This is a genomic window from Desulfoluna butyratoxydans, assembly GCF_900699765.1.
In the GTDB taxonomy this organism is placed as follows: Bacteria; Desulfobacterota; Desulfobacteria; order Desulfobacterales; family Desulfolunaceae; genus Desulfoluna; species Desulfoluna butyratoxydans.
Genome location: NZ_CAADHO010000010.1, coordinates 154,174 through 170,117, shown reverse-complemented (window position 1 = coordinate 170,117; position 15,944 = coordinate 154,174). Strand labels below are relative to the sequence as shown.

Genomic DNA, 15,944 nt, shown 5'->3' with positions numbered 1-15,944 from the left:
ACCCCCATATGGAGGTTGCCATGCCCGCCAAAAAAACCCAGGGATCGTCCCATCCCATTCTTTCAAGCCTTTCCCCCCTTGTCTCCCCAAAGGGCAAGGTGGTTAACGCCCGCGAAGCCGCCGAGGTGATCCAAAACGGAGACACCATCGGATTCGGAGGATTTGTGGGCATCGGGTTTCCCGAAGAGTTCGCCGTGACCCTGGAAGAGCGCTTCACACGGACGGGCGCCCCGTCAGAGCTTACCCTCGTCTACGCCGCAGGCATGGGGGACGGCGCCTCCAAAGGCCTCAACCACCTGGGCCACAAGGGGATGCTCAAACGGGTCATCGGCGGGCACTGGGGCCTGGTCCCCGCCCTCCAGGCCCTGGCCGTGGCTGATGAGATCGAGGCTTACAACCTTCCCCAGGGCGTGCTCTGCCACCTCTACCGGGACATCGCCGCTGGCCGTCCCGTCACCCTGAGCCGGGTGGGTTTAAACACCTTTGTGGATCCCCTCATGGACGGCGGAAAGATCAACCGCTGCACCCGGGAGGACCTGGTCACCTCCATGGAGATCCACGGGGAGCGCTACCTCGCCTACAAAACCTTTCCCATCGATGTGGCCGTCATCCGGGGTACCACCGCCGACACCCTGGGCAACATCACCATGGAAAAAGAGGCCCTGGTCCTGGAGAGCCTCGCCCTGGCCATGGCCGCCAAGAACTCCGGCGGCGTGGTCATCGCCCAGGTGGAGCGCATCGCCGAAAAGCGAACCCTCCCCCCAAAGGCCGTCAAAGTGCCCGGCATCATGGTGGACAGCGTCTTTGTCTCCAGGCCGGAGTACCACCACCAGACCTTTGCCGAGACGTACAACCCCGCGTACAGCGGCGAAGTCCGCATCCCCCTGCAGCACATGCCGCCCATGGACCTGACCCCGCGTAAGATCATCGCCCGCCGGGCCGCCATGGAGCTGCGCGTCAACTGCGTCACCAACCTGGGCATCGGCATGCCCGAGGGCATCGCCTCGGTGGCCCATGAAGAGGGCATCCTCGATTACATCACCCTCACGGCCGAGCCCGGCCTCATCGGCGGGGTCCCGGCCGGGGGCCTGAGCTTTGGCGCGGGCACCAACCCCGACGCCGTCATCGACCAGCCCGCCCAGTTCGACTTCTACGACGGGGGCGGCCTGGACATCGCCTTCCTCGGCCTGGCCCAGGCGGACAGCCACGGCAACCTCAACGTCAGCCGGTTCGGCCCCCGCATCGCCGGAGCCGGAGGGTTCATCAACATCAGCCAGAACGCACGCCGGGTGGTCTTCACCGGCACCTTCACGGCCAAGGGCCTCTCCGTTGCCATCGCAGACGGCACCTTGGAGATCCTCAAAGAGGGGGCCGTCCAGAAATTCATGGCCCAGGTGGAGCAGGTCACCTTCAGCGGCGACTACGCGCGGCAGCGCAACCAGCCGGTCCTCTTTGTGACGGAGCGGTGCGTCTTTGCCCTTACGAACCAGGGCCTGACCCTCACGGAGGTAGCCCCCGGCATCGACCTTGAGAAAGACATCCTCGCCCACATGGCCTTCGAACCTGCCATGCCCACCACACCTATTCCCATGGACAGCCGGATATTCCGCCCTGAACCCATGGGCCTCAAGGAGGACCTCCTTGCCGTCAAACTCAGCGACCGGCTCACCTACCACGAAGAGTCCAATCTCTTTTTTGTCAATTTCGAAGGGCTGGTGGTGGATTCACCGGAGATGATCGAGGAGATACAGGACGCGGTGGTATCCAAACTCAAGGCCATAGGCAGACAGGTCTTTGCCGTGGTCAACTACGACCATTTCCAGATCCACCCGGAACTCATGGAGCCCTATACAGCCATGGTCAAACACATTGTCGCCACCTATTATTCAGGGGTCACCCGATACACAACCAGCACCTTCCTGAAAGTGAAGCTCAAGGACGCCCTGTCCAGGCGGGGAGTGGCCCCCCACATCTATGAAACCGGGGCCGAAGCCGTCAAGGTCCTGCTGAAATAGACCGTCTGTGGAATTCAGCGAGCCCAGATATTTCATGAAAAACAAACAGACAAGATGAAAACAATATGATTCCAGAGTGCTACAACGAAAACACCAGCCATTTTAAAAATACAAAATGTAAATCAGGGTTTGCTGTTTGAGTTTCTCTCCCTTCGGGCGAGGGTAACCAAACCGCTTTGAAGGCCTGAACACCCTTTCAAAACGGCCTCTCTTCGCGTATTATCCCGAGAAATACAGGCCCGGTCAACGGCCCCGCAGCAACACGTTCCCCTTGAAAACCGGACGAGGGGACGGTTTCTCAAATCCGTGCCGTCGCGGATGAGAGAGGAAATTTTACTTATATTCAACATATTGTATTTAAAGGATTTTCAAACAGAATCTCTTCGCCGTTTCCATACCTTGCGACCTGTTTACTCATCTGCCGACAGTGTGCCCCCAACACGGGTTATTCATCATTGTCAAACCTTAAAGAGCCCATATATCAAGTCTTTTGGGCTTTTTTTTTTGACATGCAACTCAATTATTGCTTGACACTTAGAAACCAAATAAGTACGGTGATCTTCAAAAAAGGCCGCCAATATTGGACTTCGCCTTACCAGATAGGATACTCACTGCATGTCGTATCCTGATTTCCCGATATACACTGCATTACTGAATAACATCATAAGCAAGCCGTTGTTTAAAACCCCTTACAAAAAGGAGATTCAAGGATGAACAAAGGTGATCTCGTCAACGAAGTTGCAAAAGTTGTCAGCTCCAAAAAAGAAGCTCAGGCAGCCGTAGACTGTGTCCTTTCCACCATTACCGATGCCCTCACCGGTAACGATGCCGTGACCCTCGTTGGCTTCGGCACCTTCAAAGCTGTTGAAAGAAAAGCTCGCAAAGGCCGCAATCCCCAGACCGGTCAGGAGATCAGCATCGACGCACGCAAGGTTCCCAAGTTTGTACCTGGCAAGGCTCTGAAAGACGCTTTGAAGTAGGCGGACGACTGTTTTTTCCGTGTCCGTCTGTCTACACTACCAGGCGGACACACTTTTTTTCGCCGTTTTACCTCCCCCTTTGATTTCGCCGTTTCGCAATCAGTCATTACCCCGCTAAACCCAAACACCCAACCCTTCGTTATCTCGAACCATACCCGTCGCATTACTGAATTCGCGGATCTGTCTGTTCCCCGACAACCACAACCGGTTTTGTCTATGGCTTTGATTTTTACCCGGCCTTGTGGTAGATGAATTCAATGTTCCTGCGGCTTGAGCCGCCTCTCGAAAGAAACAGGATAACAGAAGGAAATTCCCGTTGGCCACAGCACCCGTTGACGACTCTGTCCTCAAACCCGGAACCGGTATCGATCTTGTCATAGACCTGCACAGCCTGAGCCCTGTCTCCTGCGCCTCGGTCATCTTTGAAGCGGACCCGGCCTCCAGGCGACTCACCGTGGCGGCCACGGGAGCATCCTGGGCCCACGAAGACGCAACAAGCAGGCAGCTCCACGTGAGCACCATGGTCCGAATGGACTCCGGAGAAAAGAAACGCATCGGGTTCCCCTGCACGATCCTCAAAACGCTCCCCGGCTACCGCCTGGCCAACGGAAACACCACCCAGGCCCTCGCCTTGAGCTACGACCCCACCCCGGAAGATGTCAACGTTCGCTCCGCCTTTCGCTACATCCCCACCGCCACCCACGAGGTGCTGGGTAAACTCGTGGTCGGCGGCCATGATTTTTTCTCGGGAAAACAGTTCCGCATCTGCAACATCTCCACCACCGGGGTCGGCCTGATCATCCCCCGCCTCCTGGGCAAGGGGAAAAACCCCCTTGCAGGCCTTGAGGCAGGCCATGTGGGGCGGTTGGGCATCGTGCTCCGGGACCACAGCCAAAAAAAAGAGCAGCTCCATACCATGGACACTGCCCTTTCGGTGGTCCGTGTGAACCGCCGATTCAATGAACTTTCCCTGTTTGCCGGCTGCCGTTTCACCCGCCTGAAGAGCGCGGATGAAGAGGTGCTGAGCCACTTTATCCACAACGCCCAGCTCCACGAAATCCGCAGCCTCACCCACACCTGACCCAGGGGATCACGCCAGGGCGCGCCGGATGGCTCCTGCAATCTCCGGGGTAATGCCGGGCAGGGCCGTCAGTTCGTCCGCAGACGCCGCCTTCATGGCCGTAATCCCCCCGAAATGCTTGAGGAGCATGGCCTTCCTCTTCTTCCCCACCCCGGGGACATGATCCAGTTTTGAAGAGACCGACCGCTTGCCGCGCACACGGCGCTGAAAGGTGATGGCAAACCGATGCACCTCGTCCCGCATGCGCTGAAGAAACAGGAGCAGGTCGGGCTGCATTCCCATGTTCACGGGATTCGATCGCCCGGGAAGGTAGATTTTGTCCTGGGTCTCCCCGGCCTCCTCGCGCATCTTGGCGATGCCGATGACCGTAAAGGCCCCCAGGAGTCCCAGCTCCTCCAGAACCCGGGTCGCCACGTTGAGCTGCCCTTTTCCGCCGTCCACCATCAACAGATCCGGCAGGGGCTCCCGCTTCACCGGGTCCCCGAACCGCCGGGTGAGCACCTCGGCCATGGAGGCGTAGTCGTCGTAGCGCGTATCGGCCTTGATACGAAAGGTACGGTAGTCGCTTTTCTTGGGCCGCCCGTTTTCAAACACCACCATCCCCGAGACCGGGTCGTTGCCCGCCGTGTTGGAGTTATCGTAGGATTCGATGCGCTCGGGGAGCCGGTCCATGCCCAGACGTTTCATGAGGTTTTCCAAAACCTTGCGATCCGCATCCGCCCCGGACATGATCTCCTCCAGGCGTTTTTCTCCGTTTTTGCGGGCCATGGCCATGAGCTTTGCCTTTTCCCCCCGGGAGGGAAACAGAAGCTGCACCCGGCGTCCTGCGGTCTCCCGCAGATGATCGGACACGGTCTCGATCCCGTCAAAGCGATGGGAAACAAGCACTTCGGAAGGGGCCGCGTGCTTTTCGTAGTACTGGCAGATAAAATTCTCCGCCACCTCTTCGGGGCCGGCCATGGTCTCCAGAAGGTGGACGCTCCGGCTCCCCAGAAGCACCCCGCTGCGCACCTGCATCAACGTGATGCAGACCGCAGGACCGTGCATGCAGACATCCACCACATCCCGATCCCCCATGTCCGTTGCCACCACCACCTGCTTTTCCAGGGTCTTTTCAACGGCAAAGAGACGATCCCGCAACTCGGCCGCCTCTTCGAAGCGCTCCTCGGTGGCGCATCGAACCATCTCGGCCCTCAGGCTCTCCACAAGCTCCGGAGTGCGTCCTTTCAGGAAGAGGATCACCTGGGAGACCATCTCCATGTAAGCCTCGCGGGAAACATCCAAACAGCACGGGGCCAGGCAGAGCCCCATCTGATGGTTGAGGCAGGGCCGGGTCCTGCTCTTGAGGGTGCTGGTGGTACACTTCCTCAGCTTGAAATGGCGGTTGATAAACTTGACGGTGGCGTGGACAGCCGAAGAGGAGGTGTAAGGACCAAAATAGAGGGCCCCGTCCTTTTCAATACGACGCACAATGGCCAGGCCCGGCCACGCCTCGTTGGGGTCGATGCGCAGGGAGGGATAGCGCTTGTCGTCCTTTAGGATGATGTTGTAGCGGGGCTTGTGGCGGGTGATGAGGCTGCTTTCCAGAATAAGCGCCTCTTTTTCCGTGGCCGTCACCACGGTATCCAAAGAGACCACCTTGCGGACCAGGGCCGCGGTCTTGGGGTCTGTGTGGGTGCGGTTGAAGTAGCTGGAGACCCTTTTCTTCAGGTTCTTGGCCTTCCCCACATAGATGACGGTCCCCTTTTCGTCTTTGAACCGATACACCCCCGGGTCCGTCACAAGACAGTTCAGCTGTTCGGCCAGGGCCTCCGGAATCATGATGCCCTGATTCACGACGCCTCCCCCATGCGCTTCCTGATTTCCTGAATCTGGTCCCGCAGGCGGGCGGCTTTTTCAAACTCCAGGTTGCGGGCCGCCTCCTGCATGGAGGCCTCCAGGGTCTCCAGGAGGGCGCCGTCGTCCATGGCCTCGGCCCCATACTCGGCCACCTCTTCCATCACCGCGTCATCCGCCGTTTCGTCGTCAAAATGGTAAAGCTCCCCGAAGCTGTTCTGAATCTCCCGGGAGATGGTGGCCGGAACAATGCCGTGCTTTTCGTTGTACGCCATCTGGATGGCCCGTCGACGCTTGGTCTCGTCCATGGCGTACTGCATGGAGCCGGTGATGTTATCCCCGTAGAGAATCACCTTGCCGTTGGCGTTTCGCGCGGCCCTGCCGCAGGTCTGCACCAGGGACCGCTCCGACCGGAGGAAGCCCTCTTTGTCGGCATCCAGAACCGCCACCAGGGAGACCTCCGGGATATCAAGGCCCTCCCGCAGGAGGTTGATGCCCACCAGCACGTCGAACTTGCCCAGGCGCAGGTCCCGGACAATCTCGATGCGCTCCATGGTCTTGACGTCCGAGTGCATGTAGCGCACCCGCACCCCGAGGTCGGTGAGGTAGTCGGTGAGGTCCTCGGCCATACGCTTGGTCAGGGTGGTGACCAGCACGCGCTCCCGGGCCGCCAGGCGTTTCCGGATCTCTTCGTAGAGGTCGTCCACCTGATTTTCAGCGGGCTTCACCACGATTTCGGGGTCCACAAGGCCCGTGGGGCGGACGATCTGCTCCACCACCATGCCGTCGGCGGCCTCCATCTCGTACTCCGCCGGGGTGGCGGAGACAAAAATGGCCTGCCCGCGCTTGTTTTCGAACTCCTCGAACTTCAGGGGCCGGTTGTCCAGGGCCGAGGGCAGACGAAAGCCGTAGCCCACAAGGGTCTCCTTACGGGAGCGGTCCCCCTTGTACATGGCCCGCACCTGCGGCAGGGCGATGTGGCTCTCGTCCACCAGCAGGAGAAAATCGTCGGGGAAATAGTCCAGGAGGGTGGGCGGCGCCTCCCCTGCATTGCGCCCGGAGAGATACCGGGAGTAGTTCTCGATGCCGTTGCAGTAACCGATCTCCCGCAGCATCTCAAGATCCAGACGGGTCCGTTCGTCGATGCGCTGGGCCTCAATGAGCTTATTAAGCCGATGGAAGTGCTCCACACGGTCCTTGAGCTCCACCTCCACATTGCTGAGCATCTTCTTGAGGGTGCTCTTGCGGGTGACGTAGTGACTGGCCGGATAGATAACGGTGCGCTTGAGCTTTCGCAGGGTCTTGCCCGTGAGGGGGTCGAACTCGGCCAGGGTGTCGATCTCGTCCCCGAAAAATTCCACCCGCACAGCCACCTTCTCCTCGTAGGCCGGAAAAATCTCCACCCGGTCCCCCCGCACACGGAAGGAGCCCCGGTGAAAATCGATATCGCTGCGCTCGTACTGGATGGAGACAAGGTCTGTGAGCAGAGACTCCCGGCTCCGCTCATCCCCGGTGGAGAGCTCCACCCTCAGGGCCAGGTAGTCCTCCGGCGCCCCGAGGCCGTAGATACAGGAGACACTGGCAACCACGATGACATCCCGCCGCGACAGGACGTTACGGGTGGCCGAATGGCGCATCTTGTCGATGAGCTCGTTGATGGCCGAGTCTTTCTGGATGTAGGTGTCGCTGCTGGGAATGTACGCTTCCGGCTGGTAGTAGTCGTAATAGCTGACAAAGTACTCCACGGCGTTGTCCGGAAAAAGTTCCCGGAACTCGCTGTAGAGCTGGGCCGCCAGGATCTTGTTGGGAGCCAGCACCAGGGTGGGCCGCTGGGTCTGCTCCACCACGTGGGCCATGGTGAAGGTCTTGCCCGACCCCGTCACCCCCAGGAGGACCTGATTGGCGGTTCCCTTGTTCAGCTCCTTCACCAGGCGGCGGATCGCCTTGGGCTGATCGCCCTGGGGGGTGAATGACGATACAATTTTAAATGGTTCCATGGCGATATAACCTGCCTGTCTGCGGGGAGTCCCGATAAACACAAAAAAAAGCGGTCCGTATGCCGGGCCGCTTTTTTTTATCGATTGATGGTCCCGGAAGGGGTGAACAGCGCCTTGGCCTAGTCCATCATCTTCCAGGTGGTGCCGCCGGGGCCGTCTTCAATGGCGACCCCCATGGCGGTCAATTCTTCGCGGATCTCATCGGCCCGCTGAAAGTTTTTGGCCTTGCGCACCTCGGCCCGTTCCTGAATCAGGGCCTCCACACGGCTCGCGTCCACTCCGGATTTGTCCTTCTTGGCCTCAAAGTACTCATACGGGTTCTCGTTGAGAACCCCGAGGATGTTGGCCATCTTGAACAGGTCCACCATGTGCCCGTCGATCTCGATCTTGGACTCAAAGGCGTTCTCATCGGTCATCTCGTCGATGGTGCGGTTCGTGGCGCGAAGGGCTTCGAACAGGGCCGCCATGCCGCGGGCCGTGTTGAAGTCGTCTTCCATGCCTTCGCAGAACTCACGGAAGAGGTCCCCGAACTTGTTGTTGAACGACTGGAGCCGCAGGATGCTCAGGTTGCCGAACTCATCGGAGATGCGGCGCAGCAGGGTGTAGAGCTTGTCGAGGTTGCCTGCGGCCTCTTTCATGGCCTGCTCGTTGTAATCGATGGGGCTGCGGTAGTGGTTGGAGAGCAGGAAGAGACGCACCGCCTCAGGATGATAGTTCTTGAGGACATCCTTGATCATGGTGGTGTTGCCCAGGGACTTGGACATCTTCTCGGCGTTGATGTTCACAAAACCGTTGTGCATCCAGTACTTCACAAAGGGGGAGTCAAAGGCCGCCTCGGACTGGGCGATCTCGTTTTCGTGGTGGGGAAAGATCAGGTCCTTACCGCCGCCGTGGATATCGATGGTCTCCCCGAGAAGACGGGAGCTCATGGCCGAGCACTCAATGTGCCAGCCGGGCCGTCCCATGCCCCAGGGGCTTTCCCAGGCGGGCTCACCCGGTTTCTGGGCCTTCCACAGGGCAAAGTCAAAGGGGTTCTCCTTGCGGTCGTCCACTTCGATGCGGGCCCCTGCCTCCATGTCCTCCAGTTTTCGGCCGGAGAGCTTTCCGTAGCCGTCAAAGGAGGTGACGCGAAAGTAGACGTCGCCGTCCACGGGGTATGCCTTGCCCTTGTCGATGAGTCGCGTAATCAGGGCGACGATGTCGTCGATGTGTTCCGTGGCCAGGGGGGCAAGGTCCGGACGCTTGACGTGCAGGGCGTCCATGTCCCGATGGAACTCGTCCATGTATTTCTCTGCAACCGCCTTGGCTGTCACCCCAAGCTGCTCGGCACGGTTGATGATCTTGTCGTCGATGTCGGTGAAGTTTCGAGCATAGGTCACATCCAGGCCCAGGCCTTTGAGGTAGCGGTACACCACGTCGAAGAAGATGACGGATCGGGCATGGCCGATATGGCTGGAGTCGTAGACCGTAGGCCCACAGACGTACATCTTGACCTCGCCCTCTTCGATGGGTTGAAACTCTTCTTTCTGTCCGGACAATGTGTTGTAAATGCGAAGCGCCATGCTCAGTTCACCGTCTCTTCTCTGTCGTTATCATTCGGGCACGCTGTGTGCCGCCTTATGTATCCGCTGCAGGGCCGTTGTGCCGCCCTCAACGCTCAAGCCCCGTCACCGGGGCCCTCTTCTGTAAAAGTCAGTTTAGATAATCATCACGATTGCCGCCCCTGTCAAGGCATCAGAGGGTCGACCAAAGGATAAATCTGCAATGAATCGCTGTGGGCCACACCCAGGGCAGGCACGGATTCAGCTCTCCACTTTTTGTATGAGGGCCGCGCAAAGAGCCGCCATGCCCTCCCCGCGCCCCACGGGCCCCAGTCCCTCGGTGGTGGTGGCCTTGATGTTCACCGCATCGGGGTCCAGGCAGAGAACCTCTGCGATATTCTCCCGCATGGCCGCCTTGTAGGGGGAAATTTTGGGTTTTTCCGCCATGAGGGTGGCGTCGATGTTCACCACCTCATACCCCTTCTCCCCCAACAGGGCCGTGCAGTGGGCCAGCAGCACCAGGCTGCTGATCCCCTTGAAACGGGGGTCACTGTCCGGGAAATGTTCCCCGATATCCCCCAGGCCCGCCGCGCCCAGCAGGGCGTCACACACCGCATGGAGCAGCACGTCGGCATCGGAATGCCCCAGGAGCCCTTTTTCATACGGCACGCTCACCCCGCCCAGGATCAGCTCACGCCCTTCCACCAGTCGGTGGACATCATACCCTTTTCCTATTCGCATCACGTTTTGCCTCCAACGCCAGGGGATGAGCCAGGTTGCAAATGCTCCCGGCCTTCGCCGACGGACTCCCCCCGAACTACATTCTGTCTCGTCATTCGCAAGGCCTGTTTGTCAAACTTTTTTAAAAGTTTGGCCCCCGGCAGGGCCGCCGGAGGCTTTCTTCCTTAGCTCTTATTTATTCATCTTGGCCCAGGCGTCCCGGAGGGTGGCGGTGCGGTTAAACACCGGCTTTTCCGGGGTGCTGTCCACGGGATCAAGGTTAAAGTACCCGGTGCGTTCAAACTGAAAGAAGGCCCCGTTTTCATTCTTCTCCACCCCCGGTTCGACTTTGCAGTCTGCAAGAACGGTAAGGGAATCGGGGTTGAGGTTATCCAGAAAGGAGTCCCCTTCTTTTTCCGGGTTTTCCACCTTGAAGAGGCGATCGTAGAGCCGGACCTCGGCGTTGACGGCGTGACGGGCGGAGACCCAGTGAATGGTGCCCTTGACCTTGCGGTTGTCAGGGGTGGAGCCCCCTTTGGACTCGGGGTCGTAGGTGCAGAGGAGTTCCACCACCTCGCCTGCCTCGTTCTTCACCACGTCGGTGCAGGTGAGGTAGTAGGCGCTTCGGAGGCGCACCTCACGGCCGGGCCCCAGGCGGAAGAACTTCTTGGGGGGCTCTTCCATGAAATCGTTCTGCTCGATGTAAAGTTCCCTGCAGAAGGGCACCTTGCGCGTGCCCATCTCCGGTTTCTGGGGATGGTTCATGACGTCCATCTCCTCCACCAGGTCCTCGGGGTAGTTGGTAACGGTGACCTTGAGGGGCGCCAGCACTCCCATGACCCGGGGTGCCTTTTCGTTCAGGTCCTCGCGAACGCAATCTTCCAGGATGGTGTAGTCAATGCGGCTCTCCTTTTTTGAGATGCCGATGCGGCGACAGAAGTTGCGCAGGGCCTCGGGGGTGTAGCCGCGCCTGCGGATCCCGCTGATGGTGGGCATGCGCGGATCGTCCCACCCGCTGACGTGGCCCTGGTCCACAAGCTGGAGGAGCTTGCGCTTACTGAGGACCGTGTAGCTGATGTTGAGCCGGGAGAACTCGATCTGCTGGGGATGACTCGGGGTCTTGAGGGTCTCCAGCACCCAGTCGTATAAGGGACGGTGATCGGCAAATTCCAGGGTACACAGGGAGTGGGTGATACCCTCCATGGCGTCGGAGAGGCAGTGGGTAAAATCGTACATGGGGTAGATACACCAGGCATCGCCGGTGCGGTGGTGATCGGCCTTGCGGATTCGGTAGATGGCCGGGTCCCGCATGTTCATGTTGGGGGAGGCCATATCGATCTTGGCCCGGAGGATATGGGTGCCCTCCTCGAAATCACCCCGTCTCATGCCCTCCAAAAGGGCCAGGTTCTCTTCCACGCTGCGGTCCCGGTAGGGGCTGTTCTTGCCCGGCTCGGTGAGGGTGCCGCGGTACTCCCGGATCTCCTCAGCGGAGAGGCTGTCCACATAGGCCTTGCCCATCTTGACCAGCTCCACGGCGTAGGCGTAGAGGGCCTCGAAGTAATCGGAGGCGTACCGGGGCTCACCGTTCCAGGAGAAGCCCAGCCAGGAGACGTCCGCCTTGATGGCGTCGATGTACTCCACGTCCTCTTTTTCCGGGTTGGTGTCGTCGAAGCGCAGGTTACAGACAGCCCCCTCGTACTCCTCGGCAATGCCGAAGTTGAGGCAGAGGGACTTGGCGTGCCCTATATGAAGGTAGCCGTTGGGCTCGGGTGGGAAACGGGTCACAACGCCTTCGTGTTTCCCGGAAGCCAGGTCTTCGTTGATAATGTTTCGAATAAAATCAACCGGTTTGTTTTCGGTCTCGCTCATGTACGGCAGCTCCCTGTTGGCTCACACCCGTTGTTGTGTGATGGTGTCGTCTGAAATGTATGAAAAAGCGGCAGCGAGCGGACCCTTCCTGCGTGAAGGAAGTCCCGTCTCCCCTGCGGCGGTCTTCTGCTCAAAATCGATATTTTTATCACAACCCCCGTGCCAACACAAAAGGAATAACCGGTGGCCGCAGGGGCAACGCATTTAAAAAATCAGTTGCCTCCGGCGGGTCGCTTTTTGAAAAAAGCTCCGCAAAAACTTTCCGGTAATCAAGGCGCTTATCTCAAGCCCCGCAGGGGCTGGAGATAAGCGCCTTTATAAATTAAATAAAGAAGAGGGGCTATGCTCTGTAGTAACGCATCTTCAAAAAACAAAACCTGTTTGTCAAACCCAAGGCATCTAAATTGGCAAACGTTTGGCCCCCGGCAGGGCCGCCGGAGGCAAAAATCTAAATGCGTTAACCCTGCCGGTGGTCGGCCAGGAACTCGACCACGGCCCGGTAGACCTTTTCGCTCCCCTCATGAAGAAGAATCCCATGTCGGGAAAAATTGAAAAGTCGGTACTCCTTGTCTTCGGAGGCGATGCGGTCAAAAATCTTCCGGCTTCCCTTGGGGCTCACCACAGGATCCCGGGCCGACTGCACGATGAGGGCGGGCATGGAGATCTCCCCCAGCTTGGGCGCCAGCTGGTCCATGAGGCGATCAATCTCCCGGATCCCGGAGACAGGGTTGCGCGCGTAGTTGATGTGGGGGTTCTCAGGCCGGTTCTCGATGAACTCCTTGCGCACCCGATCGATGCGCAAGCGCTTCATGAGAGCATTCCAGGTGTCCACCGCCGGCACGAACCGGCTGGAATAGTCCTGAAGCTTCATGGGCGGAGCCACGGCAAAGACCCCTTTCACCTCGTCGGCACCGGCAATGCGGGTCACAAGGTCCAGGGCCAGCCCCGCGCCCATGGAAAAGCCCCCCACAAACAGGGTGTCGCACATGTTCTTCAACAGGGCGTACCCCTCTTCCACCGAGACAACCCAGTTCAGGTAGCGCTGCTCGGCGAGGTCCTCGGGGGCGGTGCCGTGCCCCTGGAGCCGCGGCATGTAAACCCAGTAGCCATGGCGCTGAAGTTCGTCGGCAAGGCCCCTGACTTCTGCCGGGGCCGCCATGTACCCGTGGACGAGAAGGACACCCCGCCTCTCCTCGTCCCCCTTGAGGAGACAGGGACTCCCGATCTCCGCGGGCTTGGTCTCTCCGTCAATGAAAAAGGCCTCGCGGTCTTTGGTGAAGTCGTTGATTCCCTTCTCCATCAACAGCCCGAAAATCCGCCGCCGCACCTGGGCAGCAGGCTCCCGGGCCACCTGGTCCACAAAGGCGGTGAAATCCGTCAGGGGCTCCACCTCGTTGGCCATCACCATCAAAGGATTCTGGATGCGCAGGGTATGAAACTGCCCTTCATCCCCCAACAGCTCGGTGTTGCGGATGATGTCCCCCTCTTCGCTCCTTCTCACCACCCCCTTGGCCTCGGCCACCTCCATGATGTTGGAAAATTTTTCGTACCGATCGTCGGTGAGGAGGTGGCTCTGGGAATCCTCCAGGCTGGAGTGGATGTAGATCCCGATCTGCTTGCGAAGCCAGTCGCTCACCACAAAGGCCCGGGTCTTCAGATCCATGGGGTCAATGTAATCGCTTCTGTGGCGCATCATCAGCAGGGCGAAGATGTGGTCGTGGTTCACCGTGGTCATGCTGTAGATGGCCCTCATGTAGGCCTTCATCAAGGTACGCGAGGCTTCCCGGAGAACATCCCTGGAGTTGATGGGGTCGTCGAAGTTGATGGGGTCGGTGGTGGCAATGTCCCAGGCCACCACCGGGTTCTTGAGATAGGGCCGCACCTTGATGGGCTTGCCGAACCGGACATCCACGTCCACCCCGTCCAGGAGCATGCTCCCCTCGGTCATGAGCTCTTCCAGGGTACGGGTGGAGGGGTTATCCAGCAGGGAACCGGTGATGCGGCTGATGATGGATTCCCGGGCCCGCAAGGGGTAATAGGTGATGTTCACCGGCACGATGGAGGTGGCCTGGTCCAACCTGGCCTCGGATGCCTCCATGCCGAACATCGCCAGCAGGCGCAGGTACTCTTCGGGCTTCTTCTCCTGCATCACCTTCAGGCGCTCCCTGTAAAACTCCGTGCGCAGGCCCAGGGTGGCTGCGCCGGTGCGGGGGGGGTGAGGGCCTTCCTCTGCGCGGATCACGAACTCCCCGTTTTCGTAGATCTTCTTGGTCTTGACCATGCGCCCTTCCGGAAAAATCACCCAGTTGGCCTCACCGGTGAGCAGGCTCTTCACCATGAGCCGGTCCCGGTCCGGATCCCGCGTGGAAACCGCCCCGGCCTCGCTGATGAAGTCCCCCACGAACCCTTTGAACAGGGCGGCATCCGCCAGGGACCACACGGGCACCCCCGTGAGTTTCTGAAGGTGCAGGGGGAGGAAAATGGTTTCAATACGGGTGAAGTGGTTGACGGCAAAGATGACGGACCCGTCGGGGATGTTTTCCTCACCGTAGAGGTTCACCCGGGCGCGGGCCATGTCATAGATGGCTTTGATGGCCAGTCCGGTGGAATGAAAGGCAAATCGGTTCATGATCGGTCTCTCCGAAAAACAGGATGTGTCAGCGTGAAGGGTGAGAAACAGATCCCGTGAGGGGATGCGGACACGAACATTAAACAGGGTTTGGTTTCAAAAGTCCATACCCATTGACAATTCCCGCAATAGGGCATATCTAAGGACCTCATTCGGCATGGTTGCCTAGGGGCAGCAGGCCGAATGACCGGCACGGGACAAAAGCACGGCACAGAGCCGCCCGAGTCCCCTCCCTGCCGCGTTGCCCTCGTCGCCCTCAGGAATGATCCCCTTGTGACCCGTTGGCCCTGATGACATCCCGGCACCACCTTATAAAAAAAATACGGGCATGCCCGCCCGAGCCATTGCCTTATGAGCCAGCCGTCCAACAAATTACTCGGATTTTCATCGGTCTTTGCATCGGCCGTCTGCTTCTACCTCGCCACCGCCGCCCTCAGATGGGCCAGGCTCAGCGGGGTGACCATCGATTCGGCCAACTTCGTCTTCGGACGCTTTTTCCTGGGGTTCGTCATGGTCGGCGTCCTCCTTCTCATGAAAAAACGCCCGCCCAAGCCCGTGAACTGGCACTACCTCATCGGCAGGACCGTGGCCAACACCATGGCCGTCTACTGTTTTTTCAAAGCCGTGGACCTCACCAGCGTGGCCGAGGGGAACATCCTCAACATGACCTACCCGCTGTTCGTGGCCCTGGTGAGCTGGTTTACCCTGAAGGATGAGCGCAGCTTCGCCTCCATCGGCGTGGTTCTCATCGCCTTTGCCGGGGTGGTGATGATCCTCGTGCCGGACATGGTCCACAGCGGCCTCTTCTCCCATTTCAACGTTAACTCCCTCTGGGGGCTGGGCTCGGGCATCAGCGCGTCGGTGGCCATTATCTATCTCAACCTCTCGCGACGGGTCCACTCCACGGAGACCACCCTCTTTTTCATGTTCGCCCTGGGGTGTGTCATCATCTTTCTTCTCTTCCGGGATCGCATTGTCTGGCCCGGCGGCAAGGCCCTCTTCTTTGTGGGCCTCTGTTCGGTGGTGAGCGTCATGGGGCAGGTCTTCATCACCTTCGGGTTCCGGTTCGTCACCGCCGTGGAGGGAAGCATCATCTCGTCTTCCCGCATCCTCCTGGCCGCACTCCTGGGCCCTGTCATCGCCGCTGAACCCGCCCTCACCCTCGTCGGGTGGCTCGGAGCCTTTCTCATCTTCGGGGGCAACGTCTACCTGGCCATGGCCCCGAAAAAAAACACGCCCACCGCCAGGGGATAATAAGGATCATTTTTCCGCCCCT

The 15,944-nt window shown here is 59.3% G+C and carries 10 protein-coding genes; 4 read left to right on the top strand and 6 right to left on the bottom strand.

Translation table 11 applies throughout. The features are described from left to right. The first annotated feature begins 20 nt into the window (after positions 1-20). From MSL71_RS21785 to MSL71_RS21775, 3 genes are all read left to right on the top strand, one after another. The gene (locus MSL71_RS21785; protein WP_180144862.1) at positions 21-2,015 is read left to right on the top strand and encodes an acyl CoA:acetate/3-ketoacid CoA transferase; all 1,995 of its coding nucleotides are present in this window, start codon (positions 21-23) and stop codon (positions 2,013-2,015) included. A gap of 710 nt (positions 2,016-2,725) precedes the next feature. Beyond that, positions 2,726-2,995 (top strand): HU family DNA-binding protein, encoded by a 270-nt coding sequence (locus MSL71_RS21780; protein WP_092211056.1) that lies wholly within the window; start codon positions 2,726-2,728, stop codon positions 2,993-2,995. Between the two features lie 316 nt (positions 2,996-3,311). After that, a complete protein-coding gene (locus MSL71_RS21775) occupies positions 3,312-4,076 on the top strand; it encodes a PilZ domain-containing protein (RefSeq protein WP_180144859.1) in 765 nt (254 codons plus the stop codon). Between the two features lie 9 nt (positions 4,077-4,085). Here MSL71_RS21775 and uvrC read toward each other — a convergent pair whose 3' ends face one another. From uvrC to MSL71_RS21745, 6 genes are all read right to left on the bottom strand, one after another. Continuing rightward, positions 4,086-5,912: an excinuclease ABC subunit UvrC gene (uvrC, locus tag MSL71_RS21770; RefSeq protein WP_246317865.1), complete on the bottom strand. Its 1,827-nt coding sequence runs from the start codon at positions 5,910-5,912 to the stop codon at positions 4,086-4,088. After that, positions 5,909-7,909 (bottom strand): excinuclease ABC subunit UvrB, encoded by a 2,001-nt coding sequence (gene uvrB, locus MSL71_RS21765; protein WP_180144856.1) that lies wholly within the window; start codon positions 7,907-7,909, stop codon positions 5,909-5,911. Before uvrB ends, uvrC begins: the two co-directional genes overlap by 4 nt. 119 nt (positions 7,910-8,028) lie before the next feature. Continuing rightward, positions 8,029-9,471: a cysteine--tRNA ligase gene (gene cysS, locus MSL71_RS21760; RefSeq protein ID WP_180144853.1), complete on the bottom strand. Its 1,443-nt coding sequence runs from the start codon at positions 9,469-9,471 to the stop codon at positions 8,029-8,031. A 240-nt stretch (positions 9,472-9,711) separates the two neighbouring features. Beyond that, positions 9,712-10,191, bottom strand: a complete 480-nt coding sequence (ispF, locus tag MSL71_RS21755) for a 2-C-methyl-D-erythritol 2,4-cyclodiphosphate synthase (protein WP_281374542.1) — start codon at positions 10,189-10,191, stop codon at positions 9,712-9,714. Between the two features lie 171 nt (positions 10,192-10,362). Continuing rightward, entirely contained in the window at positions 10,363-12,039 is a 1,677-nt protein-coding gene (locus tag MSL71_RS21750) for a glutamine--tRNA ligase/YqeY domain fusion protein (protein ID WP_180144848.1), read from the bottom strand. Between the two features lie 457 nt (positions 12,040-12,496). After that, on the bottom strand, positions 12,497-14,668 hold the full coding sequence (locus MSL71_RS21745; protein WP_180144845.1) for an alpha/beta fold hydrolase: 2,172 nt from the start codon (positions 14,666-14,668) through the stop codon (positions 12,497-12,499). Positions 14,669-15,019: 351 nt separating this feature from the next. Here MSL71_RS21745 and MSL71_RS21740 point away from each other — a divergent pair, with 351 nt between their 5' ends. After that, on the top strand, positions 15,020-15,922 hold the full coding sequence (locus MSL71_RS21740; RefSeq protein ID WP_180144843.1) for a DMT family transporter: 903 nt from the start codon (positions 15,020-15,022) through the stop codon (positions 15,920-15,922). Positions 15,923-15,944 lie beyond the last annotated feature (22 nt).

Coding starts and splice junctions, on each gene's coding strand:
- MSL71_RS21785 (WP_180144862.1), top strand. CDS start 21: ATGCCCGCCAAAAAAACCCAGGGATCGTCCCATCCCATTCTTTCAAGC.
- MSL71_RS21780 (WP_092211056.1), top strand. CDS start 2,726: ATGAACAAAGGTGATCTCGTCAACGAAGTTGCAAAAGTTGTCAGCTCC.
- uvrB (WP_180144856.1), bottom strand. CDS start 7,909: ATGGAACCATTTAAAATTGTATCGTCATTCACCCCCCAGGGCGATCAG.
- cysS (WP_180144853.1), bottom strand. CDS start 9,471: ATGGCGCTTCGCATTTACAACACATTGTCCGGACAGAAAGAAGAGTTT.
- ispF (WP_281374542.1), bottom strand. CDS start 10,191: ATGCGAATAGGAAAAGGGTATGATGTCCACCGACTGGTGGAAGGGCGT.
- MSL71_RS21750 (WP_180144848.1), bottom strand. CDS start 12,039: ATGAGCGAGACCGAAAACAAACCGGTTGATTTTATTCGAAACATTATC.
- MSL71_RS21745 (WP_180144845.1), bottom strand. CDS start 14,668: ATGAACCGATTTGCCTTTCATTCCACCGGACTGGCCATCAAAGCCATC.
- MSL71_RS21740 (WP_180144843.1), top strand. CDS start 15,020: ATGAGCCAGCCGTCCAACAAATTACTCGGATTTTCATCGGTCTTTGCA.